This is a genomic window from Burkholderia sp. E168m22, assembly GCF_001319805.1.
Taxonomy (GTDB): Bacteria; Pseudomonadota; Gammaproteobacteria; order Burkholderiales; family Burkholderiaceae; genus Burkholderia; species Burkholderia orbicola.
On record NZ_BBSK01000014.1, the window covers coordinates 155,674 to 177,951 of the forward strand.

The window sequence follows — 22,278 nt, forward strand, 5'->3', positions numbered from 1 at the left end:
GATGCTCGACGCAGCGAGGAACGGCTCATGACGTGATCGATCCAGTACGACGGGACGCCGGTAGTACGACGATTCGCGCGGCTTCGACCGTGCGAACGAGGTGGCGCGCTCGCCCCGCGACACCGCCGCGTGTTGATCGCGTGCGAGTACGGGATGCGCCGCCCGAATACATGCTTCGCGCCACGTGCCGGATCGCCAGGCGCGAAGTGGCTAAACGAGGATAACGATGAAGAAGATCTTGCTTGTGTTCGGGACTCGGCCGGAGGCCATCAAGATGGCGCCGCTGGTGCGCGCGCTGAAGGCGCAGGCGGATGTCGACGCCCGGGTGTGCGTGACCGCACAGCATCGCGAAATGCTCGACCAGGTGCTGACGCTGTTCGACATCAAGCCCGACTACGATCTCAACCTGATGCGGCAAGGCCAGACGCTGACCGACGTGACGACCGGCATCCTCCAGGCGATCGGCATGGTCTTCGACGAATTGCGACCGGACATCGTGCTGGTGCACGGCGATACGACGACCACGCTCGCGGTGAGCCTGGCGGCGTTCTATCGCTATCTGCCGGTCGGTCACGTGGAAGCCGGCTTGCGCAGCGGCGACATCTGGTCGCCGTGGCCGGAGGAACTGAATCGCCGCGTGACCGATGCGGTGTCGTCATGGCATTTCGCCCCAACCGGGCAGGCGCGCGACAACCTGCTGAGCGAAGGCGTGCCGGGCGGGGCGGTCTCGCTGACCGGCAATACCGTGATCGATGCGTTGCACGAGGTCAAGCGCATGCTGGATCGCACCGCCGCGCTGTCGGACAGGATCGCCGCCTACTTCCCGTTCCTCGAACCGTCGCGGCGCGTCGTGCTGATCACCGGCCATCGCCGTGAAAGTTTCGGCGAACCGTTCCGGCATTTCTGCGACGCGCTGTGCACACTGGCGAGCCGCTATCGCGATGCGCAGTTCGTCTATCCGCTGCATCTGAACCCGAACGTGCGGGAGCCAGCACGCGCACGGCTCGGCGGCGTTCCCAACATCTACCTGATCGAGCCGCAGGAATATCTGTCGTTCGTATTCCTGATGTCGCGCGCGTATTTCATCATCACGGATTCGGGCGGCATTCAGGAAGAAGGGCCGGCGCTCGGCAAGCCGGTGCTCGTCACGCGCGAGACGACCGAGCGGCCCGAAGCGATTCAGGCCGGCACCGCGCGGCTCGTCGGCACCGACCAGGAGCGGATCGTGTGGGAGGCGTCGCGGCTGTTCGACAGCGAGAGCGCTTACGAGGAAATGTCGCGCGCGAGCAATCCGTACGGCGACGGCCATGCGAGCGAGCGGATCGTTCACGCGCTGATGCGCACGCCCGGCGTGCCGACGAAGACGACGAGTTTTGCGATGGGCGCCGCGGAAATGCCGTTCAACGCGCTCACGCTCGGATTGCAGGCGTTGCGCTCGCCGTGAAGAAGGACGCGCGGTAGCGCCTGCCGGCGCGTTCGACGCAGGCGTCAAACATCCGGTCCGGCCGCGAGGTCGGCCGGATGTTTGCCTGTATGCGACCCGGAACCCATTTTCCCGATGCATTCAAAAGTGTTTTCGCGGGAAGCCTCTTTCGCGGAACGGCACCGCGCACGGATACTTCTGCGGATATCCAACCCGCCTCTTCCGAAAATCGCATCGACGGGCGGAACTCCGATGCGGGGTCCGTTGCATTCGCACTTGCACGGGATCGCCGAGCGCCCGTCGCGTGTCACACCATGCCCATCCCCATGACTCAATTCATTCATCAAGCATCATTGCCGGCCCGCTATCGGGCGTGGACCTGGCAAGGCAGCGAGCATCCCGCGCAGTTGCGTCTCGAACAACGCGAAATGCCGGGGCTGAAGCCCGGCCAGGTGCTGGTCCGCAACCACGCGATCGGTCTCAATCCGGTCGACTGGAAAGTGCTTGGCGGCGCGCTCGTGAACTGGCGTCTCGGGCATGTGCCCGGCGTCGATGGCGCGGGCACGGTGGTCGCGGTTGCGGACGACGCGATGCGCTACCTGCTGGGCCGCCGCGTCGCCTATCATCAGGCGCTCGGCGAGCACGGGAGTTTCGCGGAATACACGCCGGTTGCGGCCGGCGTGCTGCTGACGGTGCCCGACACGCTCGATTTCGAAACGGCGGCGAGCGTCCCGTGCCCGGCGCTGACCGCATGGCAGGCGCTCGAGAAGGTACCGTACCGCGTGGCGAGGGAAATCCTCGTCAGCGGCGCGGGTGGCGCGGTCGGCAACTACCTGGTGCAGATCGCCGCCGATCGCGGGTTCGTGGTGTCGGTGTCGAGCCACGAACGACATTGGGAGCGCCTGCGCGAGCGAGGGGCAAGCCATTTCCTGCCGGGCGCCGTCGATGAAACGATCGGCGCGACGCCCGAACTGGCCCGGCGTTTCTATGCGGTGTTCGACAGCATCGATGCGCGGTATGCGGCCCGCTGGGCACCTGCAGTGGCCGCGAACGGGCATATCGTGTGCATCCAGGGGCGCTTCGACACGCCGCCGCTGCCGCCGTTCACGTCGAGCGCGTCGCTTCATGAAGTCGCGCTGAATGCGTTGCACACGTATGGCGACGATGCGGCGTGGCTCGAGACGACCACGGCGGGCAGCATGCTGCTCGCCGGTATCGCGAACGGCCGGATGCAACCCGAAGCACGCGTCACGGGCGACTTCGAGAAGTTGCCCGCACAGCTGGAAGGGCTCCGGCATCGGCGGTTCTCGGGCAAGCCCGTGGTGCTGGTCGACTGACGGGCGCGATCGGCCGTCGACGCATGCCGTTTCCGGCCGAATTCCCGTGCCGTTTGCCTAAAACTCCCGAACCGCGTCGATCCGACGTCAAATCCGAAATGGTTCGATAATGCGGACGGCGATCCATGCGGACGAGCGTCTGGCCGGCGTGACGTTGAAAGGTTGCGCAGGCAACCGGCCGACAGCATCGTTCGCAGCATCAGCCCGACCGTGCTGCACGCGACACGGTCGACGAAACGGTGCCACGCCTGCCTGATCGTTCGGAATGTGCGCCGCGCCGTTCGAATCCCCACCCGATGCCTGCCCGGCGGGCATCGCAACCAGGAGGTGAACGATGATCACGCTGACCGTCAACGGTAGCGAGCAGCATTTCGACGGCAATCCCGACATGCCGTTGCTCTGGTATCTGCGCGATGTGCTCGGCCACACCGGCACCAAGTTCGGCTGCGGGATGGCGCTGTGCGGCGCGTGCACCGTGCATCTCGACGGCGTGGCGATCCGCGCGTGCATCACGCCCGTCGCGGTCGCCGCCGGCAAGCGCGTGACGACGATCGAAGGCTTGTCGACGGACCTCACGCACCCGCTGCAGCAGGCGTGGCAGGAGCTGAACGTCGCGCAATGCGGCTACTGCCAGTCCGGGCAGATCATGCAGGCCGCGTCGCTGCTGAAGACCAATCCCCATCCGACCGACGCCGACATCGACGATGCGATGTCCGGCAACATCTGCCGTTGCGGCACCTATACGCGCATTCGCGCGGCGATCCGGCTGGCCGTGCGGCGCGGAGGTGCCGCATGAGCGCGTCCGAACTCTCCGTGCACAACGCAAGCCGTCGCGCGCTGCTGCTGGGCTTCGCATCGGGCGGGCTGTTGCTCGCGTTCGGCGTGCCGTCGCTCGCGCAGGCGGCCGCGCCGGTGCAGCCGCCCGTCAGCGCGAATCCGCAGTACGGCGGCGCAGGGATGCCGCACGGCTTGCGCGACGATCCGAACCTGTTCGTGGCGATCGCCCCGGACGGCACCGTCACGGTGACCTGCATCCGCTCCGAGATGGGGCAGGGCGTGCGCACGAGCGTGGCGCTCGTGGTGGCCGACGAGCTCGGCGCGGACTGGGCGCGCGTGAAGGTCGCGCAAGCGGTAGGCGACGAGCCGCGCTACGGCAACCAGAACACCGATGGTTCGCGCAGCCTGCGCCAGAGCTTCGCCGCGCTGCGCCGAGCGGGCGCGGCCGCGCGCACGATGCTCGAGCAAGCCGCGGCAGCGACGTGGGGCGTCGACGTGCGCCAGGTGAAGGCGACGGTGCACGAGGTCGTCGACACGAAAACCGGCCGCAAGCTCGGCTTCGGCGAACTGGCCGCGAAAGCCGCCGCGCTGCCGGTGCCCGATACGAAAAGCGTGGCGTTGAAGGCGCCGGCCGAATTCCGCTATATCGGCAAGGGCAAGACGGCGCTGATCGACGGACGCGACATCGTAGGCGGGCGGGCGCAGTACGGGATCGATACGCGGCTCGACGGCATGCTGTACGCGGTCGTCGCGCGCCCGCCGGTCTACGGCGATACGGTGGCGTCGTTCGATGCATCGGCTGCCGGGAAGCTGCCGGGTGTCGTGAAGGTCGTGCAACTGGCGTCGACGCCGCTGCCTTCCGGCTTCCAGCCGCTCGGCGGCGTGGCCGTGATTGCGCACGATACGTGGACGGCCATCCAGGCACGCGCGCAGTTGAAGATCGACTGGAAGCACGGACCCAACGCGGGCTACGACTCGGCCGAATATCGCAAGGCGCTCGAAGCGGCTGCCGCGCAGCCGGGCGACGTGATCCGCAGCGACGGCGACGCGGCGGCGGCACTCGCCGGTGCGGCGAAACGCGTGCGCGCGACGTACTACATTCCGCATCTCGCGCACGCGACGATGGAGCCGCCCGCGGCCGTCGTGCGGGTGGCCGACGGCCGCTGCGAAGTATGGACCTGCACGCAGGCGCCGCAGACCACGCGCGACGAAATCGCGAAGGCGCTCGGCTTGCCGACGGAGCGCGTGACGGTCAACGTGACGCTGCTCGGCGGCGGGTTCGGCCGCAAGTCCAAGCCCGATTACGTGGTGGAAGCCGCGCTGCTGTCGAAGGCGGTCGGCGCACCCGTGAAGCTGACCTTCACGCGCGAGGACGACATCGCGCACGACTACTTCCACGCGGTGTCGCTCGAAGCGTTCGACGGCGGGATCGATGCGTCGGGGAAGGTGGTCGCGTGGCAGCATCGCACGGTCGCGCCATCGATCCAGTCGACGTTCCGGCCCGGCGTCGTGCACGAGCAGCCGGGCGAGCTCGCGCAAGGCATCGCGGATCTGCCGTTCGCGATTCCGAACGTGCGGATCGAGAATCCGGCCGCGCAAGCGCACACGCGGATCGGCTGGTTCCGCTCGGTGTACAACATTCCGCATGCGTTCGGCATCCAGAGTTTCGTATCGGAGCTCGCGCATGCGGCCGGCCGCGATCCGAAGGATTTCCTGCTCGACCTGATCGGGCCCGCGCGGCGTTTCGAGCCGCACATCACGGTGAAAAACGTGAACTACGGCGAGGACCCCGCGCTGTATCCGGTCGATACGGGGCGGCTGCGGCGCGTGGTCGAGACGGTCGCGCGCGAAGCCGGGTGGGGGCGCAAGCTGCCGAAGGGGCACGGGCTCGGGATCGCCGCGCATCGCAGCTTCGTGTCGTACACGGCCGCGGTGTGCGAGGTGCAGGTCGATGCGGACGGCAGGATCTCGGTGCCGCGCGTCGACATCGCGATCGACTGCGGGCCGCAGGTCAATCCGGAGCGCGTGCGTTCGCAACTCGAGGGCGCGGTGGTGATGGGGCTCGGCATCGCGCTGCACGGCGAGATCACGTTCAAGGACGGCCGCCCGGAGCAGAGCAACTTCAACGGCTTCCAGGTGCTGAGAATGAACGAGGCGCCGCGCGAGATCCGCGTGCATCTCGTCGCGCCGGACGATTACGCGACGCCGCTCGGCGGTGTCGGCGAACCGGGCCTGCCGCCCGTCGCGCCGGCGCTGACCAACGCGATCTTCGCGGCGACCGGCACGCGTATCCGCAGCCTGCCGGTGGCCGATCAGCTCGCGAAACCGCAGGCCGGTTGACGCAGCATCTGTCCCGCGCCGGGCCGCATCGTGCGGCCCGGCTCACTTCGAGCCCTGAACAAGGAGCATGACGTGACCTCATCCGATGTCAGTGTGAAACAGACGGTTTCTCCCGCCGAATGGGATGCACGAGTCAACCTGGCGGCCGCGTATCGCCTCACCGCGCTGTTTGGCTGGGACGATCTCGTGTTCACCCATATTTCCGCGCGGGTGCCCGGCCCCGAGCACCACTTCCTGATCAACCCGTACGGGATGATGTTCGACGAGATCACGGCGTCGTCGCTGGTCAAGGTGGATCTCGACGGACGCAAGGTGTCCGAATCGCCGTACGAGATCAACCCGGCCGGCTTCACGATCCACAGCGCGGTGCATGCGGCCCGCGACGATGCGCAATGCGTGATGCACACGCATTCGATCAACGGCGTGGCCGTCTCGGCGCAGGAAGCGGGCTTGCTGCCGCTGTCGCAGCAGTCGCTCGGCGTGCTGGCGTCGCTCGGCTATCACGACTACGAGGGCATCGCGCTCAACGAGGGCGAGAAGGCGCGCCTCGTGCGCGACCTCGGCGGCAACACGAACCTGATGTTGCGCAACCACGGGTTGCTGACCGTCGGTGCGACGCCGGCCGATGCGTTCGTCGCGATGTACTTCTTCGAAGCGGCCTGCATGATCCAGGTGCGCGCGCAGGCGGGCGGCTCGACGCTGCTGCCGATCGCGCAGCCGATTCTCGACGGCATCAAGCAGCAGATCGCCGCGGTCACGCGCGGAATGGGCGCCGGGGCGCTCGTCTGGCCCGGATTGCTGCGCCAGCTCGATCGGCGTAATCCCGGATACGCGGACTAGCTTGCGCGTCGTTGTCGTTTGCGAACGACCGTGCTAAATTCCTGCCAGCGCTTGCAGTCACGCAACCCTTCATTCGGCTGACACGGCCGGCAACCCGGGAGGCAGCACGATGAGTCTGTTGATGTCGCGACGCGATCTCGCGTTCCTGCTGTATGACTGGCTCGACGCCGAAGCGCTCGTCGCGCTGCCGCGCTACGCGGAGCATAGTCGCGAGACCTTCGACGCGGTGCTCGACACCAGCGAGCGGATTGCCGAAGACCTGTTCGCGCCGCACGCGGCGCGCGGCGATCGCGAGGAGCCGCGGTTCGACGGCGAACGCGTGACGCTGATCCCGGAAGTCGAGCCGGCCGTGCGCGCGTTCGCGGACGCCGGGCTGATCGCCGCAGGTCACGACGAAGCGCTCGGCGGCATGCGCTTGCCGAAGCTCGTCGAAGCCGCGTCGTTCCTGTTCTTCCAGGCCGCGAACATCGCGACCGCCGCGTATCCGTTCCTGACCGTCGCCAACGCGAACCTGCTCGTCGCGCACGGCAGCGCCGCGCAGATCGACGCGTTCGCGCGCCCGGAGCTGGAAGGGCGTTTCCTCGGCACGATGTGCCTGTCCGAACCGCAAGCCGGCTCGTCGCTGTCCGACATCGCGACGCGCGCCGATTTCGAAGGCGCTTCCCCGCTCGGCCCGCGCTACCGGCTGACCGGCAACAAGATGTGGATTTCCGGCGGCGAGCACGAGCTGGCGGAAAACATCGTTCACCTCGTGCTCGCGAAGATCCCCGACGAACATGGCCGGCTGCAGCCCGGCACGCGCGGCATCTCGCTGTTCATCGTGCCGAAGTTCCTGACCGGCACCGATGGCGACGCGAGCGGTGAGCACAACGACGTCGTGCTCGCCGGGCTGAACCACAAGATGGGCTATCGCGGCACGACCAACTGTCTGCTGAATTTCGGCGAAGGGACGCGTTATCGGCCGGAAGGGCGCGCGGGTGCGATCGGTTATCTGGTCGGCCAGCCGAATCACGGCCTCGCCTACATGTTCCATATGATGAACGAGGCGCGTATCGGGGTCGGCGCGGGCGCGGTGGCGCTCGGCTACACCGGTTATCTGCACGCGCTCGACTACGCGCGCAACCGCCCGCAAGGCCGCCCGCTCGGGCCTGCGGCCAAGGATGCGGCCGCGCCGCAGGCACCGATCGTCGACCATCCGGACGTGCGGCGCATGCTGCTCGCGCAGAAGGCCTATGTCGAAGGCGGTCTCGCGTTGATCCTGTACTGCGCGAAACTGGTCGACGAAGCGCGCGCGCACGGCGATGCGACGGCGCGCGCCGAGGCTACGCGCCTGCTCGACATCCTGACGCCGATCGCGAAAAGCTGGCCGTCGCAGTGGTGTCTGGCCGCGAACGATCTCGCGATCCAGGTGCACGGCGGCTACGGCTACACGCGCGACTACGCGGTCGAACGGCTCTATCGCGACAACCGCCTGAATCCGATTCACGAAGGCACGCACGGCATCCAGGCGCTCGATCTGCTGGGCCGCAAGGTCACGCAGGACGACGGCGCGTCGCTGCGCGCGCTCGATGCGCGGATCGGCGCGACCGTCGAGCGCGCGCGGGCACTGGATGCCGGCACGCGCGAGCAGGCCGATGCGTTGGCGCAGCGTTGGGCGAGACTGTGCGACGTGACGCATCAGTTGAACGCGATCGGTGATCCGCGGACGCGGCTGGCGAACGCGAGCGTGTATCTCGAAGCGTTCGGCCATCTCGTCGTTGCGTGGCTGTGGCTCGACGTGACGCTCGCCGCGCACGGACACGACGGCGATTTCCACGACGGCAAGCGTGCGGCGGCCCGCTACTTCTTCCGCTGGGAACTGCCGAAGGTGGATGCGCAGCTCGACCTGCTGTCGAGCGTCGACACGACGACGCTCGACATGCGCGACGCGTGGTTCTGAACGTGGTTTCAACGACATTCCGGAATACCGACGATCTTGCCGATGCGATGGTCATCGCATGCACGTCGTGAACTGGCCGCGCGGGGCCATCCCGCACCCCGTACCGATGCCCGGCCACGCCGCGCAAGGAGACAGAAGCGCATGAAAGCCCTGTTGTGTTCCGCATTCGGCCCGATCGACCGCTTGCGTATCGAGGACGTCGCGATTCCCGAACCGGCTGCCGGGCAGGTCCGGATTCAGGTGAAGGCGGCCTCGCTCAATTTTCCCGACGCGCTGATCGTCCAGGGGTTGTATCAGGTGAAACCGGTGCTGCCGTTTTCGCCGGGCGCCGAATTTGCCGGCGTGATCGACGCGGTCGGCGAGGGCGTCACCGCGTGGCGGCCCGGCGATTCGGTGATGGCGTTTACCGGGCACGGCGGGTTCGCGCAGCAGTGCGTGGCCGATGCGCGGCAGCTCGCCGCGCTGCCGCCCGGCATGACGTTCGAGCAGGGCGCGGCGCTCGTGCTCGCCTACGGCACGTCGCTGCACGCGTTGCAGCAGCGTGCGCGCCTGCAGGCGGGCGAGACGCTGCTCGTGCTGGGCGCGGCCGGCGGCGTCGGGATCGCCGCGATCGAGATCGCGAAGGCGCTCGGTGCGCGCGTGATCGCGGCGGCGTCGAGCGCGGACAAGCTCGCGCTGTGCCGCGAAGCGGGCGCCGACGAGACGATCGACTATGCGACCGAAGACCTGCGCCGCCGCGTCGACGAACTGACCGGCGGGCGCGGCGCCGACGTCGTCTACGATCCGGTGGGCGGCGCGTACAGCGAAGCGGCGCTGCGCGCGACCGCGTGGCGCGGCCGGTTCCTCGTGGTCGGTTTCGCGGCCGGCGAGATTCCGAAGATTGCGTTGAACCTTGCGCTGCTGAAGGAGCGCGACATTCTCGGCGTGTTCTGGGGCGATGCGGTGCGGCGCGACCCGGCACAGCATGCCGCGAACATGCGGCTGCTCGCCGAATGGTTCGCAGCCGGCAAGGTGCGGCCCGCGATCACCGAGCGCGTGTCGCTGGACGGCGCGGCCGACGCGATCGCGCGGATGGCCAACCGGCAGGTGAAGGGCAAGGTGGTGATTTTTCCGGACGCTTGATCGGGGCTCGCCGCGCGGCAATTCAATGCTGGCCGGGCGGCGGATTTTTCACGACGTTGGGCGCGGCGCGCGACCTGCTGTAAAGCGCTGCGCTCCGCTACACCGGCGCGCGATTTCGATCGGCGGTGAAACGAACAACGCGCCTGCTTCGTCAGCCCCTTCAATCTTTCGGCAGGCGCAGCGTCTCGAGCGCATGCTGCGAAAACTCGACCCAGAACCGCTCGTTCGCGATGCCGGCCTGCAGCACCAGATGCTGCAGGCGCTTCGTGCGTGAATCGGCGGCCGCCGGATCGCCGGTCGCCGGATCGCCGGGCGCCACAAAATCACGCGCCTCGATCTGCAGATACAAGTCCAGCTTTTCCTGATGCAGCGCGATGCGCCGCCGGATCTCGTGCTCGAGGCCGGCCGGCCCGAGCACGGCTTCCGCGCGCAGGCGCACCATTAACGCTTCGCGCAGCGGCGTCGGATCTTCCGGCTCGGCGATCCAGCGGCGCAATTCCTTCTTGCCGGCCGGCAGGATCCGGTACGCGCGCTTGCGGCCGCGACCGGACTCGGCGGGCAGCGATTCGATCCAGCCCATTTCCTCGAGACGCCCGAGTTCGCGATAAATCTGCTGGTGCGTCGCCTGCCAGAAATAGCCGATCGAACGATCGAAGCGATCGGCGAGCTCGGACCCCGAACCGGGGCGTTCGGCGAGGGCGGTGAGAAGCGCGTGCGGCAGGGACATGTCGAATCGGCGAAGGCTGCGGAATGAACCGCATCTTGCCATATCGGGGCCGCAGCACAAACGACGCGGATGCTTTTATGCAACATGTTGCATAAAAAAACCCGGCGAGCTACTATCAATGCAACTTGTTGCATAAACATGGAGACACCCGATGGCTTCCCGTTATCCGCATTTGACGACCCCGCTCGAACTCGGCTTCACGTCGCTCCGGAACCGCGTGTTGATGGGGTCGATGCACGTCGGCCTCGAGGAGGCGCCGAACGGCTTCGATCGGATGGCCGCGTTCTATGCGGAGCGCGCGCGCGGCGAGGCCGGCCTGATCGTCACGGGCGGCTTCGCGCCGAACGAGCGCGGCCGTCCGGCGCCGGCCGGCGCGATGCTGACGACCGAAGCGGAAGCCGAACGCCATCGTGTCGTGACGCGCGCGGTGCACGCGGAGGGCGGCAGGATCGCGTTGCAGATCCTGCATTTCGGGCGTTATGCGTATCACCCGGCGCTCGCGGCGCCGAGCGCGCTGAAGGCGCCGATCAACCCGTTCACGCCGCATGCGTTGACGAGCGACGAGGTCGACGAGACGATCGCCGATTTCGTGCGATGCGCGGCGCTCGCGCAGCATGCGGGCTACGACGGCGTCGAGATCATGGGGTCCGAGGGCTACCTGATCAACGAATTCATCGCCGCACGCACGAACCATCGCGACGATGCATGGGGCGGCGCGTACGAGAACCGCATCCGCTTCGCGGTCGAGATCGTGCGGCGGGTGCGCGAGCGTGTCGGCACGAACTTCATCGTCATCTACCGGCTGTCGATGCTCGATCTCGTCGAAGGCGGCTCGACGCTCGACGAGGTGATCCGGCTCGCGCAGGCGATCGAGGCGGCCGGCGCGACGATCCTCAATACCGGCATCGGCTGGCACGAGGCGCGCATTCCGACCATCGCGACCAAGGTGCCGCGCGCCGCGTATGCGTGGGTGACGCGGCAACTGATGGGCAAGGTCGGGATCCCGCTTGTCGCGACCAACCGGATCAACACGCCGGAAGTCGCCGAGCAACTGCTCGCCGACGGCTATGGCGACATGGTGTCGATGGCGCGGCCGTTTCTCGCCGATGCCGAGTTCGTCCGCAAGGCGCGGGAAGGGCGCGCGGACGAAATCAACACGTGCATCGGTTGCAACCAGGCGTGCCTCGACCATACGTTCAGCGGCAGGATCACGTCGTGCCTCGTGAATCCGCGTGCGTGTCATGAAACCGAGCTCGTGATCCAGCCCGCGCCGCGCCGCAAGCGGATCGCGGTGGTCGGCGCCGGGCCGGCGGGCCTCGGCTTCGCGGTCACGGCGGCCGAACGCGGTCATGCGGTCACGCTGTACGAAGCGGGCGCCGAGATCGGCGGCCAGTTCAACATCGCGAAGAAGGTGCCGGGCAAGGAAGAGTTCAACGAGACGCTGCGCTATTTCCGCCGGCAGATCGAATTGCGCGGCATCGCGCTGCACGTCAACACGCGTGCGACCGCCGAGATGCTGCTGCAGGGCGAATTCGACGAGGTGGTGATCGCGACGGGCATCGTGCCGCGCACGCCGCCGATCGACGGCATCGGGCATCCGAAAGCGCTCGGCTATCTCGACGTGCTGCGCGACGACAAGGCCGTGGGCCGCAGCGTCGCGATCGTCGGCGCGGGCGGCATCGGCTTCGACGTCGCCGAATATCTCGTTCATCGCGACGCTGGCGAACGTGTCGACGCTGACCGGTTCTTCAGCGAATGGGGTGTCGACCGGTCGTATGCGAATGCCGGCGGGCTGGGTGTCGCGCGGCCCGAGCCGGCGGCGCGGCACGTACATCTGCTGCAGCGCAAGGCGTCGAAGGTCGGCGACGGGCTCGGCAAGACCACCGGATGGATTCACCGTACGGCGCTGAAGGCGCGCGGCGTCGGGATGTCGTCGGCGGTCACGTACCGGCGCATCGACGATGAAGGTCTTCACGTGACGATCGACGGCGTCGAGCAGATGCTGCCGGTGGACAACGTGGTGATCTGCGCGGGGCAGGAGCCGTCGCGCGAGCTGGCGGAGCAACTGCAGGCAGCCGGATGCCGCGTGCATCTGATCGGCGGCGCATGCGAGGCCGCCGAGCTCGATGCGAAGCGCGCGATTCACCAGGGCACGACGCTGGCCGCGACCCTTTGATACCGATTCGTTTCTTCCCCCGTCCAACCACGTTACTGGAGACTGCGATGACGCACTCGCCGCTGAATGTTCATCCTGCCGTCGCGAAATCGCTCGACGCATGGCACGCGATGGTCGAACGCAAGGATTTCGGCACGCTGGAATCGATCGTCCATCCGGACGCCACGTTCCGTTCGCCGATGGCGTTCAAGCCGTACGGGCCGGCACCCGCGCTGCTGATGGCGCTGCGCACGGTGATCACGATCCTCGAGAACTTCACGTATCACCGCCAGTTCGCGACCGACGACGGCAAGAGCGTCGTACTGGAGTTCGGCGCGACCATCGGCGACAAGGCGTTGAAGGGAATCGACATGATCCGCTTCGACGACGACGGCCGGATCGTCGACTTCGAGGTGATGATCCGGCCGTTCAATGCGCTGCAGGCGCTCGGCGCGGAGATGGGCGCGCGGCTCGGGCAGCAGTTGCCGGCGTTCAAGACCGGCGGTTGAGCGGGGTGGCGGCTAGCGTGCAACCGACTTGCGGCCGCGTTGCGGAGCCCCGCGCGCGAGGTTGTGCGCGGCCTCGACGAGGCGCGCGGCGAGCATGCGCGTGCGCGGATGCTCGCATTCGCGGCACGTAACCGGCCGTAGCGCGACAAGTTCGGCTTCCCGCTGTAGCCGCGCGGGGCGATAACTCAAGCTGTCGAAACCCTGACGGATCAAGTTGATATATTGTATCATCTGACGTTTTCGTCGCCGGCCGGCCGGGCTACCCGGGCCGGCCGCGTGCGGCGACACCAACGAAGATCGATACGACGTGACGAGAACCGGACATACCCCGGCGCGCGGGGAGCGGCGCCATGCCGCGCCGCGCCGGACCACGGGCGCCTGGCGCACTCGCGCGGCACGCAGGTGCACGACCTTGCTGGGCTGCGCGATGGCCACCACCGGCGCGCTGGCCGCCGAAGCTGCGGCGTCGGCGCCGGATGACCGGCACGCGCTGCCGGCGATCAACGTCACCGCGTCGTCCGCGCCGGCCGATCCGCTGACGCAACCGCTCGAAACGGGCTCGCGGCTCGGGCTTGCCAGTCTCGACACGCCCGCGAGCGTCGAAACCGTCACGGCCGACACGATCGACGCACGCGGCGATCGCACGGTGCTCGACGCGGTCACGCGCACGGCCGGCTTTGCGAGCGCGATCGCACCGGGCACCGGCGGCACCGCACTGAGCGTGCGCGGCTTCAGCGGGCAGGAATCGGTGATGACGCTGCTCGACGGCGTGCGGCTGATGCCGGCGGCCGGCACGATCACGTTTCCGTTCGACACGTGGTCGGTCGCGCGCATCGAGGTGCTGCGCGGCCCGGCATCGGTGCTGTACGGCGAAGGGGCGATCGGCGGAGTCGTGAACGTGGTGCCGAAGCGGCCGCAGCGCACGCGCGAGACGACGCTGCAGGCGGGCGTCGGCCCCGACGGCGCGAAGCGCTTCGCGTTCGATACGACGGGCGCGCTCGGCCCGCGGCTGTCGTACCGCTTCTACGCAAGCGATGCGCGTGCGAACGGTCTCGCCGAGCGGGCCGACACGCATACGACGGCCATCGGCGGCGCGCTGACGTTCGACGTGAGCCCGCAGCTCACGCTGACGCTCGACTACGACTACGGGCGCCAGATGCCGGCGACCTACTATGGCGTGCCGGCGCCGCACGGCGTGCTCGATCCGTCGCTGCGCAAGCTGAACTACACGGTCGGCGACGCGACGATTTCGTACTACGACCAGTGGACGCGCCTGTCGGCCAGCTACCGGCCCGCGCCCGGCGTGACGATCAGCAACCAGCTCTACTACCTGACATCGAACCGTCACTGGCGTAACGCCGAGTCATATGTGCTCGACCCCGCGACGGGACGCGTCACGCGCGGCGACTATCTCGACATCGGCCATCATCAGCGGCAGATCGGCGACCGGCTGAGCGCGCGTTTCGACGGGATGCTGTTCGGTCGCGCGAACCGTTTCGTCGTCGGCACGGAATTCAGCCAGATCACGTTCAGCGGCGTCAACAATTCGCCGTACGGCGGCGAAACGACGGTGCCCGCGCACGGCTTCGATCCTGGTGTGTTCACGAGCCCCGATCCGACCGTGCCGCAATTCAGCACGCGCGCACGGCAGGCGGCGGTATTCGCGGAGAACCGGCTCGAGGTGCTGCCGCGGCTCGCGTGGGTGAGTGGCCTGCGCTACGACCATATCGCGTTCAGTCGCGAGCAGGCGGAGACCGGCGCGGGCTTCGACAAGCGGTTCGCGAACGTCGGCTGGCGCACCGGTGTCGTGTTCGACATCGCGCCGACGTTCACCGCCTATGCGCAGTACACGACGGGCGCGGAGGGCGTCGGCTCGCTCGTGACGCTGTCCGCGTCGCAGATGAACGTCCGGCTCGCGACCGGCGAACAGTGGGAAGCCGGGCTCAAGCAGACGCTGCTCGACGGGCGCGCGTACTGGACGTTCGCGGTGTACGACATCACGAAGCGCAACCTGCTCAGCACCGATCCGTTCAATCCGGCGCTGCGCCAGCAGGTCGGCCGGCAGTCGTCGCGCGGCGTCGAGCTGACCGGCGGCGCGCGGCTGTCGCACGGCTGGACGATCGATGCGAACGTCGCGTTGCTGCGTGCGCGCTACGACGCATTCAACCAGACGGTCGGCGGCGCGACGGTGTCGCGGGCCGGCAACGTGCCGTCGGGCGTGCCGCAGCAGACCGCGAACCTGTGGCTCGGCTGGGCGTTCGCCGAGCGCTGGCACGTGAATGCGGGCGTGCGTTACGTCGGCGCGACCTACGGCGACGATGCGAATCGCGTGCAGGTGCCGTCGTATACGGTGTTCGATGCGTCGCTGCGCTGGCAGCCGACGTCGCGCACCGAGCTCGCGCTGTATCTGCGCAATCTCGCGAACCGCACGTACGCGGTGACGACGTCGAACGGCGGCGAGCAATGGCTGCTCGGCCCGTCGCGCTCGGCGGAGCTCGTCGCGACGATGCGCTTCTAGGGCGGCACGACATGCGTCCCGTCAAACACATGCTCGACATCGAACGCGTGAGCTGGTCTCCCGGCGGCGCGGTCGACGTGCTCGATTCGGTGACGCTGACGGTGGCCGAAGGCGAGTTCGTCGGGCTGGTCGGCCCGAACGGCAGCGGCAAGACGAGCCTGCTGCGCTGCGTGTTCCGCTACGCGCAGCCCGACGCGGGGCGCGTCGCGCTCGACGCGCAGGACGTGTGGCGCATGCGGCCGCGCGCAGTCGCACAGCGCATCGCGGTGCTGCAGCAGGAAGCGCCCGACGATTTCGGGTTGACGGTCGACGAGCTGGTCGGCATGGGCCGCACGCCGCACAAGCGGGCGTTCGATGCGGAGTCGGCCGACGACCGCCGGATCGTCGAATCCGCGCTGCACGATGTGGGCCTCGTCGAGCGTCGCGCGCAGCGTTTTGCGTCGCTGTCGGGCGGCGAGAAGCAGCGCGCGCTGCTGGCCCGCGCACTCGCGCAGCAACCCGAGCTGCTGTTGCTCGACGAACCGACCAACCATCTCGACCTGCGTCACCAGCTCGAACTGCTCGCGCGCGTGCGCCGCCTCGGCATCGCGACGCTCGCGACGATTCACGACCTCAATCTCGCGGCCGCGTATTGCGACCGGCTCCATGTGCTCGCGCACGGCCGCGTCGTCGCGTCCGGCGCGCCGGACGACGTGCTGACCGAAGCGCTGATGCGCGACGTGTTCGGCGTCGCCGCACTCGTCGATCGCCATCCCGCCACGGGCCGCCCGCGCATCACGCCGCTTCATCCGGAATGACCACCATGCCGTTTCCTCTCCTGTCTTTCGTCGCCCGCCGGCTGGTCGCAGCTGCCGTGCTCGGCGGCGCGGCCGCGCACGCGCTCGCCTATCCCGTCACCGTGCGCAGTTGCGATCGCGACGTGACGTTCGAGCGCGCACCGACGCGCGCGGTGAGCAACGACGTGAACCTGACCGAAATGATGCTCGCGCTCGGCCTGAAGGACCGGCTCGTCGGCTATACGGGCATCGGCGGCTGGAAGACGGGCACCGCGCGCGTGCGCGACGCGTTGCGCGGCGTGCCCGAACTGGCGAGCCAGTATCCGTCGCTGGAAGTGCTGGCCGCCGCGCGCGCCGATTTCTATCTCGCGGGCTGGAACTACGGGATGCACGTCGGCGGGCCGGTGACACCGGCGACGCTCGCGCCGTTCGGCATCCGCACCTACGAACTGACCGAATCGTGTTCGCACGTGATGAAGCAGTCGGCCGCGTCGTTCGACGACGTGTTCCGCGACCTGACCAATCTCGGTCGCATCTTCGGTGTCGATGCGCGCGCCGCGCAGGTCGTCGCCGGGATGCGCGCGCGGCTCGCGGCGGTGTCGCGCGCGATCGGGCGCCCGGCGCCGCTGCGCGTGTTCGTGTACGACAGCGGCACCGACAAGCCGATGACCGCGGGCGGGCTCGCGATGCCGACCGCGTTGCTCGCGGCGGCGGGCGCGCGCAACGTGATGGACGACCTGCCGCGCAGCTGGACGCAGGTGAGCTGGGAAAGCGTGGTCGCGCGCGATCCGCAGGTGATCGTGATCGTCGACTATTCGGCGGTCACGGCCGCGCAGAAGCAGCAGTTCCTGTCGAGCCAGCCGGCGCTCGCGCGCGTGGCCGCGATTCGCGACCGGCGCTTCGTCGTGATTCCGTACGATGCCGCGACGCCCGGCCCGGAGAACGTCGCGGCGGTCGAGACGCTGGCCCGCGCGCTGTATCCGGCCGCATTCGCCGGAGCGGCACGATGAGCGTGCGCGGGCAGGCGGCGCGGCTCGACATGCGCGTGGTGCTGCCGGGGCTGGCCGTGCTGCTGATCGTGTCGATCGTCGTGTCGGCCGCGTTCGGTCCCGCGCCGATCGCGATGCCGGCCGCGGTGCGGATCGTCGCCGCGCACGTCGCGTCGGCGTTCGGCGGCGCCGATGCGTTTGCGGCGGCGCCGGGCGACGACAGCATCGTGTGGTTGATCCGGATGCCGCGTGCGCTGCTGGCCGCGCTCGTCGGCGCGACGCTGGCGACGGTCGGTGTCGCGTTGCAGGCGGCGACCGCGAACCGCCTGGCCGATCCGCACCTGCTCGGCGTGAGCGCGGGCGCAATGCTCGGCGCGATCGCGGTGACGGTGGTGGCCGGCGCGGCGTTCGGTCCGTTCACGCTGTCGGCCGCCGCGTTTGCAGGGGCGCTCGCGGCGACCGCGTGCGTGGTCGCGCTCGCTTACCGGAGCGGCCGGCTCGAATCGGACCGGCTGCTGCTCGCGGGTGTGTCGGTGTCGTTCATGATGGCCGCGTTCGGCAACCTGCTGCTGTATCTCGGCGACCAGCGCGCCGCGTCGTCGGTGCTGTTCTGGATGCTCGGCGGCGTCGGGCTCGCGCGCTGGGACCTGCTGCCGGTGCCGGCCGTATGCGCGGTGCTCGCCGGCGGCGCGCTCCATGCGCGCCGACGCGAACTGAATGCGCTGATGTCGGGCGACGTCGCCGCCGCGTCGCTCGGCGTGCCGAGCGCGCGGATGCGGCGCGAGGTGTTCGTCGTCGCGTCGTTCGCGACGGGCGCGATGGTCGCGGTGAGCGGCGCGATCGGCTTCGTCGGGCTCGTGACGCCGCATCTGTGCCGTCGCGTCGTCGGCGCGGAGCACGGCCGGCTGCTGCCGGTCGCCGCGCTGGCCGGCGCGATCCTGCTCGTGTGGGCCGATGTCGCCGCGCGCACGCTCGCGGCGCCGGAGGACCTGCCGATCGGCATCGTGACCGCGCTGTTCGGCAGCCTGTTCTTCGTCGCGCTGTTGCGCCGGCGCTGAGCGAAGGCACGGTCACGCGGGGGCGGGTAGCCGCCCGCCGCCGTTTTCATCGAAGCGGGACGACCGTGCCCGTGCCGCTGCGGCGGCGCGCATCGGCATGCGTGCTTTCCACGTGCTGCGCGACGTCGAACAGACTGTCCGGCAGCGCACGCACGGGCAGCGTGATCACGAAGCGCGCGCCGCCGAGCGGCGAATCCTCGAGCCGCACGTCGCCGCCGTGCACCTGCGCGACGCGCCGCACGATCGCGAGCCCGAGCCCGAAACCGCCGGTCTGACGGTCGCGGCTCGAATCCAGCCGCTGGAACGGCTCGAACACGCGGGCGCGTTCGGCGGCCGGAATGCCGGGGCCATCGTCGTCGACGCTCAGCACGAGCGCGCCGGACGGGTCGCGGGTCGCGGCCAGCACGACCTTGCGCGACGCATAGCGGGCGCCGTTGCGAATCAGGTTCAGCAGCGCGCGGGCGACGAGCTTAGGATCGCAGACGTGGGTCGCGGGCGCGTCGAACGTCGACACGTCGAGCGCGATGCCGCGATCGGCGATGTCGTCCGCGACGTTGCCGGCGACGCTGTCGATCAGCGCATCGACGACGACTTCCATCGGCGCGAGCTCGCTCGCACCCTGTTCGAGCCGGCCGATCGTCAGCAACTCGGTGACGAGCTCGTCGAGTTCGCGCACGTCGCGTCGCAGCGCGTCGCGGCGCTCGCGCATCCGGCCCGTCTCGTCGGCGTCGGCGAGCAACGCGAGCCCGAATTCGAGCCGGGCGAGCGGCGTTTTCAGTTCATGCGAGATGCCGTGCATCATTTCGCGCTGCTGCTTGATCGACGCCTCGATGCGCGCGGCCATGTCGTTGAACTGCTGCGACAGCTCGTAGATGTTCGACTTGCCCGACAGCTTCACGCGCGTCGACAGCATTCCGGCGCCGAACGCGCGCGCGGCATCCTGCAGCCGGCGAATGTCGCGCCAGTGATAGTGAATCCACAGCACCACCGCGAACAGCGTCGCGAGCGCGAGCAGCATGTACGCATAGATCCGGATGTCGAGGTCGGGCGCCTCGATCGGGCGGGCATGCAGCACCGAGCCGTCCGCGAGCGGCATGTAGTAATCCTTGCCGTTGTAGCTGATCGCGATCCTGCCGGCATCGAGATCGCGCAACGGCGCGCCGCTCAGTTGCGCACGCGCGTCGGCCATCGACATGAAGCCGAACCCTTCGCGGCCATGCAGCGCGAGTTCGCGCAATGCCAGCTCGCGCTGCGCGCCCGGATGGCGTTCGAGGTAGTCGTTCAGCACGAACGAATAGGTCGTCAGCGAATCACGCTGCGCCTGCGCGCCGCGTTCATAGAAGATCCGGTCGAACGACAGCTGGATGAAGATGATCGACGCACCGACGAACAGGATCACGACGAGGTACAACCGGAGCAACGGGCGCAGCATTTACTCGTCCCACGCAGAAGGGCTGAACAGGTAGCCGCGACCCCAGATCGTCTTGATCTTGTGCGGCTCCGATGACGCATCCTCGAAGCGGCGGCGCAGCTTCGAGATGCCGGAATCGACCGAGCGGTCGAGCCCGTCGAATTCGATCCCGCGCAACTGCTTCAGGATGTCGTCGCGGCTCAGCACGGTGCCGGCCGCGCGCGCGAGGATCAGCAGCAGGTTGAATTCGGCGGTCTTCAGCTCGACCGGCTCGCCGCGCCACGTGACGGTGCGGTTCGGCGGCGAAATGGCGAGCTCGCCGAAGACGAGCGCGTCGGGCGCGACCGCGGGTGCTTCCGCCGCGGCCGGCTGCGCGCGGCGCAACAGCGCGCGGGCGCGGGCGACGAGCACGCGCGGCTCGATCGGCTTCGTCACGTAGTCGTCGGCGCCCGTCTCGAGCCCGGCGACCTGGTCGTACACGTCTGCCCGCGCGGTCAGGATCAGCACCGGGACGTTGGTGAACGCGCGGATGCGCCGGCAGACTTCCATGCCGTCGAGATTCGGCAGCATCAGGTCGAGGATCACGAGGGCCGGCTGGTGCTCGCGCACCGCCGCGACGGCGAGATCGCCGCGCCGCACGACCGTCACCGCGAATTCATAGCCGTCGAGGTATTCGCGGACGAGCTGCGCGAGGCGATCGTCGTCCTCGATCAGCAGCACACGGTATTTGAGTGGAACTTCGTTCATGGACTCCTCGGGATGCACGCGCCATCTCCCACCCGGCAGACCGGTACGCGGCGCGGCACGCGAATTCTATCCGGCCGATGGACCGCCGGGGCAGCGGGGCGACAATCTCCAACAATCGAACACAATTGCGCACAGATTCGCCGCACATTCAGGACAGTCTCGGCGCGGGGTGGCACCTAGACTGCGGGCTTCGTCACCCTTATCTCAATATTGTGCGCCCATTACTTCGCCGTTACCGCTATTGCATGCCGCTCGCCGGCCTGACCCTCGCCGCCGCTGCCCACGCGGAAAACCAGTATTCGTTGTCGCTCGGCGGCGGGTTCGCACCGCGCTACCAGGGCAGCAAACAGTATCGCGGCGTGGTTGCGCCGTCGTTTTCCGCGAAGTTCGGCAATGGCTTCTTCGTCGACAGCACGGAGGGGGCCGGCTACCGGCTGGACCTGCCGCACGGGGCGTTCGTGTCGGCGGCGGTGAGCTACGACGCGGGCCGCGCGGACGAGAACCGCTTCGACCTGCCGGGCTCCGACTATCTGAAGGGAATGGGGCGGATTCCGGGCTCGGTGCTGGTCGGCGTGCGTGCCGGCGTGACGCTCTTCGATGCGGCGGAGCTGAGCGTCACGATCGATACTCCAGTGACGCACACGTCGCGCGGCGTGTCGGGGCACGTGGATCTCGCGGTGCCGGTGCTCAAGACGTCGCAGCACGAGATCATCGTGACGGGCACCGTGCACGCGGGCTCGGGACGCTACATGCAGACCTTCTACGGCGTGACCGACGCACAGTCGATGACGAGCCGGTTCCGGCCGTATTCGGTGAGCGGCGGGATCGACAGCGCATCGATGGCGGTCGCGTGGAACTGGACGCTGTCGCGGCACTGGTCGGTGCTCGCGACCGGCGGCGTGACGCGGCTGCTCGGCCGCGCCGGCGACAGCCCGATCGTGCAGTCGCGCAGCAACTACTACGGCATCGCGGGCGTGACGTACAAGTTCTGAACGGATTGCGGGGGCGCGGGGGACGCACGCGATGCGTCGGCGTCGCGCCGTCGCCGCGAACCGCGTGCGGTAACATGCGCTCGGGTTCGGCGTCAGGCCGGGCCTGCGACGCAGGAGCGCCGGGGCGGCTCGGCCGGGTCGCGAAAGGCCGCCATGCGCTGGCCGGCTCCGTCAGGAAACGGCCGGCAGCATGCGGAATCGATCACGCATGCGATGCCCGGCCATGCACGAGTGCCGCACATGGACCGCCGGGCCGCGACAGGGAGAAACCGATGAAGAACACGATCGCGATGCTCGTTGCACTCGTTGCGAGTGCAACTTTTGCAGGATGTGCGGACATGGACACGAAACACCCCAACGCCACCGCGGGCGGCGCGGCCAGGCCCCCTCTGCAGTCGGGCGCCGCGCAGGCATGCAAGGCGGACGCCGCACCGGACGATGCGCTGGTCGGCAAGACCGAGGCCGATGCGACCACGCTGCTCGACGGCTGCCTGTGGCGCGTGCTCGAGCGCGACGGCAAGTCGTTGCCGGGCACGATGGACTACCGGCAGGAGCGCCGCAATCTCGGTATCCGCGACGGGAAAGTGATCTGGGTGCGGCGCGGGTGAGGGCCGTGTG

Annotated in this window: 19 protein-coding genes; 15 read left to right on the forward strand and 4 right to left on the reverse strand. The window is 68.6% G+C overall.

Annotated elements, in window-relative coordinates:
* Positions 1–226 precede the first annotated feature (226 nt).
* From wecB to AP428_RS03920, 7 genes are all read left to right on the forward strand, one after another.
* Positions 227–1,444 carry a non-hydrolyzing UDP-N-acetylglucosamine 2-epimerase gene (gene wecB / locus AP428_RS03890; protein ID WP_011545118.1) on the forward strand — a complete coding sequence of 406 codons (1,218 nt, stop codon included), beginning with the start codon at positions 227–229 and terminating at the stop codon, positions 1,442–1,444.
* Positions 1,445–1,749: 305 nt separating this feature from the next.
* On the forward strand, positions 1,750–2,760 hold the full coding sequence (locus AP428_RS03895; protein WP_054927590.1) for a zinc-binding dehydrogenase: 1,011 nt from the start codon (positions 1,750–1,752) through the stop codon (positions 2,758–2,760).
* A 334-nt stretch (positions 2,761–3,094) separates the two neighbouring features.
* Positions 3,095–3,556, forward strand: coding sequence for a (2Fe-2S)-binding protein (locus AP428_RS03900; RefSeq protein ID WP_011545121.1), 462 nt, complete (start codon positions 3,095–3,097; stop codon positions 3,554–3,556).
* The gene (locus AP428_RS03905; protein ID WP_011545122.1) at positions 3,553–5,877 is read left to right on the forward strand and encodes a xanthine dehydrogenase family protein molybdopterin-binding subunit; all 2,325 of its coding nucleotides are present in this window, start codon (positions 3,553–3,555) and stop codon (positions 5,875–5,877) included. Before AP428_RS03900 ends, AP428_RS03905 begins: the two co-directional genes overlap by 4 nt.
* 72 nt (positions 5,878–5,949) lie before the next feature.
* Entirely contained in the window at positions 5,950–6,717 is a 768-nt protein-coding gene (locus AP428_RS03910; RefSeq protein ID WP_011545123.1) for a class II aldolase/adducin family protein, read from the forward strand.
* Between the two features lie 109 nt (positions 6,718–6,826).
* Positions 6,827–8,656, forward strand: coding sequence for an acyl-CoA dehydrogenase (locus AP428_RS03915; protein ID WP_054927591.1), 1,830 nt, complete (start codon positions 6,827–6,829; stop codon positions 8,654–8,656).
* 141 nt (positions 8,657–8,797) lie between these two features.
* On the forward strand, positions 8,798–9,778 hold the full coding sequence (locus AP428_RS03920) for an NADPH:quinone oxidoreductase family protein (protein WP_054927592.1): 981 nt from the start codon (positions 8,798–8,800) through the stop codon (positions 9,776–9,778).
* A gap of 160 nt (positions 9,779–9,938) precedes the next feature.
* Here the strand turns inward: AP428_RS03920 and AP428_RS03925 are convergent, their stop codons facing one another.
* Positions 9,939–10,505, reverse strand: coding sequence for a PadR family transcriptional regulator (locus tag AP428_RS03925; RefSeq protein WP_043887067.1), 567 nt, complete (start codon positions 10,503–10,505; stop codon positions 9,939–9,941).
* Positions 10,506–10,656: 151 nt separating this feature from the next.
* Between AP428_RS03925 and AP428_RS03930 the strand changes: the two genes are divergently transcribed.
* Both AP428_RS03930 and AP428_RS03935 read left to right on the forward strand, forming a co-directional pair.
* A complete protein-coding gene (locus AP428_RS03930) occupies positions 10,657–12,681 on the forward strand; it encodes an FAD-dependent oxidoreductase (protein ID WP_054927593.1) in 2,025 nt (674 codons plus the stop codon).
* A gap of 47 nt (positions 12,682–12,728) precedes the next feature.
* Complete coding sequence (locus AP428_RS03935; RefSeq protein ID WP_011545128.1) at positions 12,729–13,169, forward strand: nuclear transport factor 2 family protein; 441 nt, start codon at positions 12,729–12,731, stop codon at positions 13,167–13,169.
* Between the two features lie 12 nt (positions 13,170–13,181).
* Here the strand turns inward: AP428_RS03935 and AP428_RS03940 are convergent, their stop codons facing one another.
* The gene (locus AP428_RS03940) at positions 13,182–13,400 is read right to left on the reverse strand and encodes a hypothetical protein (protein ID WP_077216045.1); all 219 of its coding nucleotides are present in this window, start codon (positions 13,398–13,400) and stop codon (positions 13,182–13,184) included.
* Between the two features lie 196 nt (positions 13,401–13,596).
* Here AP428_RS03940 and AP428_RS03945 point away from each other — a divergent pair, with 196 nt between their 5' ends.
* From AP428_RS03945 to AP428_RS03960, 4 genes are read left to right on the forward strand one after another with little or no spacing between them, the layout of a single operon-like run.
* Positions 13,597–15,687: a TonB-dependent siderophore receptor gene (locus tag AP428_RS03945; protein WP_054927595.1), complete on the forward strand. Its 2,091-nt coding sequence runs from the start codon at positions 13,597–13,599 to the stop codon at positions 15,685–15,687.
* A gap of 11 nt (positions 15,688–15,698) precedes the next feature.
* Complete coding sequence (locus AP428_RS03950) at positions 15,699–16,484, forward strand: ABC transporter ATP-binding protein (RefSeq protein WP_054927596.1); 786 nt, start codon at positions 15,699–15,701, stop codon at positions 16,482–16,484.
* Positions 16,481–17,473, forward strand: coding sequence for an ABC transporter substrate-binding protein (locus AP428_RS03955; protein WP_054927597.1), 993 nt, complete (start codon positions 16,481–16,483; stop codon positions 17,471–17,473). Before AP428_RS03950 ends, AP428_RS03955 begins: the two co-directional genes overlap by 4 nt.
* Positions 17,470–18,510: an iron ABC transporter permease gene (locus AP428_RS03960; protein ID WP_023475538.1), complete on the forward strand. Its 1,041-nt coding sequence runs from the start codon at positions 17,470–17,472 to the stop codon at positions 18,508–18,510. The genes AP428_RS03955 and AP428_RS03960 overlap by 4 nt, the downstream gene beginning before the upstream one ends.
* 46 nt (positions 18,511–18,556) lie before the next feature.
* Here AP428_RS03960 and AP428_RS03965 read toward each other — a convergent pair whose 3' ends face one another.
* The gene (locus AP428_RS03965; RefSeq protein ID WP_011694270.1) at positions 18,557–19,942 is read right to left on the reverse strand and encodes an ATP-binding protein; all 1,386 of its coding nucleotides are present in this window, start codon (positions 19,940–19,942) and stop codon (positions 18,557–18,559) included.
* Complete coding sequence (locus AP428_RS03970) at positions 19,943–20,668, reverse strand: response regulator (RefSeq protein ID WP_011545135.1); 726 nt, start codon at positions 20,666–20,668, stop codon at positions 19,943–19,945.
* A gap of 245 nt (positions 20,669–20,913) precedes the next feature.
* Here AP428_RS03970 and AP428_RS03975 point away from each other — a divergent pair, with 245 nt between their 5' ends.
* Positions 20,914–21,660, forward strand: a complete 747-nt coding sequence (locus tag AP428_RS03975) for a MipA/OmpV family protein (RefSeq protein WP_011694253.1) — start codon at positions 20,914–20,916, stop codon at positions 21,658–21,660.
* A 272-nt stretch (positions 21,661–21,932) separates the two neighbouring features.
* Positions 21,933–22,268, forward strand: a complete 336-nt coding sequence (locus AP428_RS03980; protein ID WP_054927598.1) for a hypothetical protein — start codon at positions 21,933–21,935, stop codon at positions 22,266–22,268.
* The last annotated feature ends 10 nt before the right edge of the window (positions 22,269–22,278 follow it).

Coding starts and splice junctions, on each gene's coding strand:
- wecB (WP_011545118.1), top strand. CDS start 227: ATGAAGAAGATCTTGCTTGTGTTCGGGACTCGGCCGGAGGCCATCAAG.
- AP428_RS03895 (WP_054927590.1), top strand. CDS start 1,750: ATGACTCAATTCATTCATCAAGCATCATTGCCGGCCCGCTATCGGGCG.
- AP428_RS03900 (WP_011545121.1), top strand. CDS start 3,095: ATGATCACGCTGACCGTCAACGGTAGCGAGCAGCATTTCGACGGCAAT.
- AP428_RS03905 (WP_011545122.1), top strand. CDS start 3,553: ATGAGCGCGTCCGAACTCTCCGTGCACAACGCAAGCCGTCGCGCGCTG.
- AP428_RS03915 (WP_054927591.1), top strand. CDS start 6,827: ATGAGTCTGTTGATGTCGCGACGCGATCTCGCGTTCCTGCTGTATGAC.
- AP428_RS03920 (WP_054927592.1), top strand. CDS start 8,798: ATGAAAGCCCTGTTGTGTTCCGCATTCGGCCCGATCGACCGCTTGCGT.
- AP428_RS03925 (WP_043887067.1), bottom strand. CDS start 10,505: ATGTCCCTGCCGCACGCGCTTCTCACCGCCCTCGCCGAACGCCCCGGT.
- AP428_RS03930 (WP_054927593.1), top strand. CDS start 10,657: ATGGCTTCCCGTTATCCGCATTTGACGACCCCGCTCGAACTCGGCTTC.
- AP428_RS03935 (WP_011545128.1), top strand. CDS start 12,729: ATGACGCACTCGCCGCTGAATGTTCATCCTGCCGTCGCGAAATCGCTC.
- AP428_RS03940 (WP_077216045.1), bottom strand. CDS start 13,400: ATGATACAATATATCAACTTGATCCGTCAGGGTTTCGACAGCTTGAGT.
- AP428_RS03945 (WP_054927595.1), top strand. CDS start 13,597: ATGGCCACCACCGGCGCGCTGGCCGCCGAAGCTGCGGCGTCGGCGCCG.
- AP428_RS03950 (WP_054927596.1), top strand. CDS start 15,699: ATGCGTCCCGTCAAACACATGCTCGACATCGAACGCGTGAGCTGGTCT.
- AP428_RS03955 (WP_054927597.1), top strand. CDS start 16,481: ATGACCACCATGCCGTTTCCTCTCCTGTCTTTCGTCGCCCGCCGGCTG.
- AP428_RS03960 (WP_023475538.1), top strand. CDS start 17,470: ATGAGCGTGCGCGGGCAGGCGGCGCGGCTCGACATGCGCGTGGTGCTG.
- AP428_RS03965 (WP_011694270.1), bottom strand. CDS start 19,942: ATGCTGCGCCCGTTGCTCCGGTTGTACCTCGTCGTGATCCTGTTCGTC.
- AP428_RS03970 (WP_011545135.1), bottom strand. CDS start 20,668: ATGAACGAAGTTCCACTCAAATACCGTGTGCTGCTGATCGAGGACGAC.
- AP428_RS03975 (WP_011694253.1), top strand. CDS start 20,914: ATGCCGCTCGCCGGCCTGACCCTCGCCGCCGCTGCCCACGCGGAAAAC.
- AP428_RS03980 (WP_054927598.1), top strand. CDS start 21,933: ATGAAGAACACGATCGCGATGCTCGTTGCACTCGTTGCGAGTGCAACT.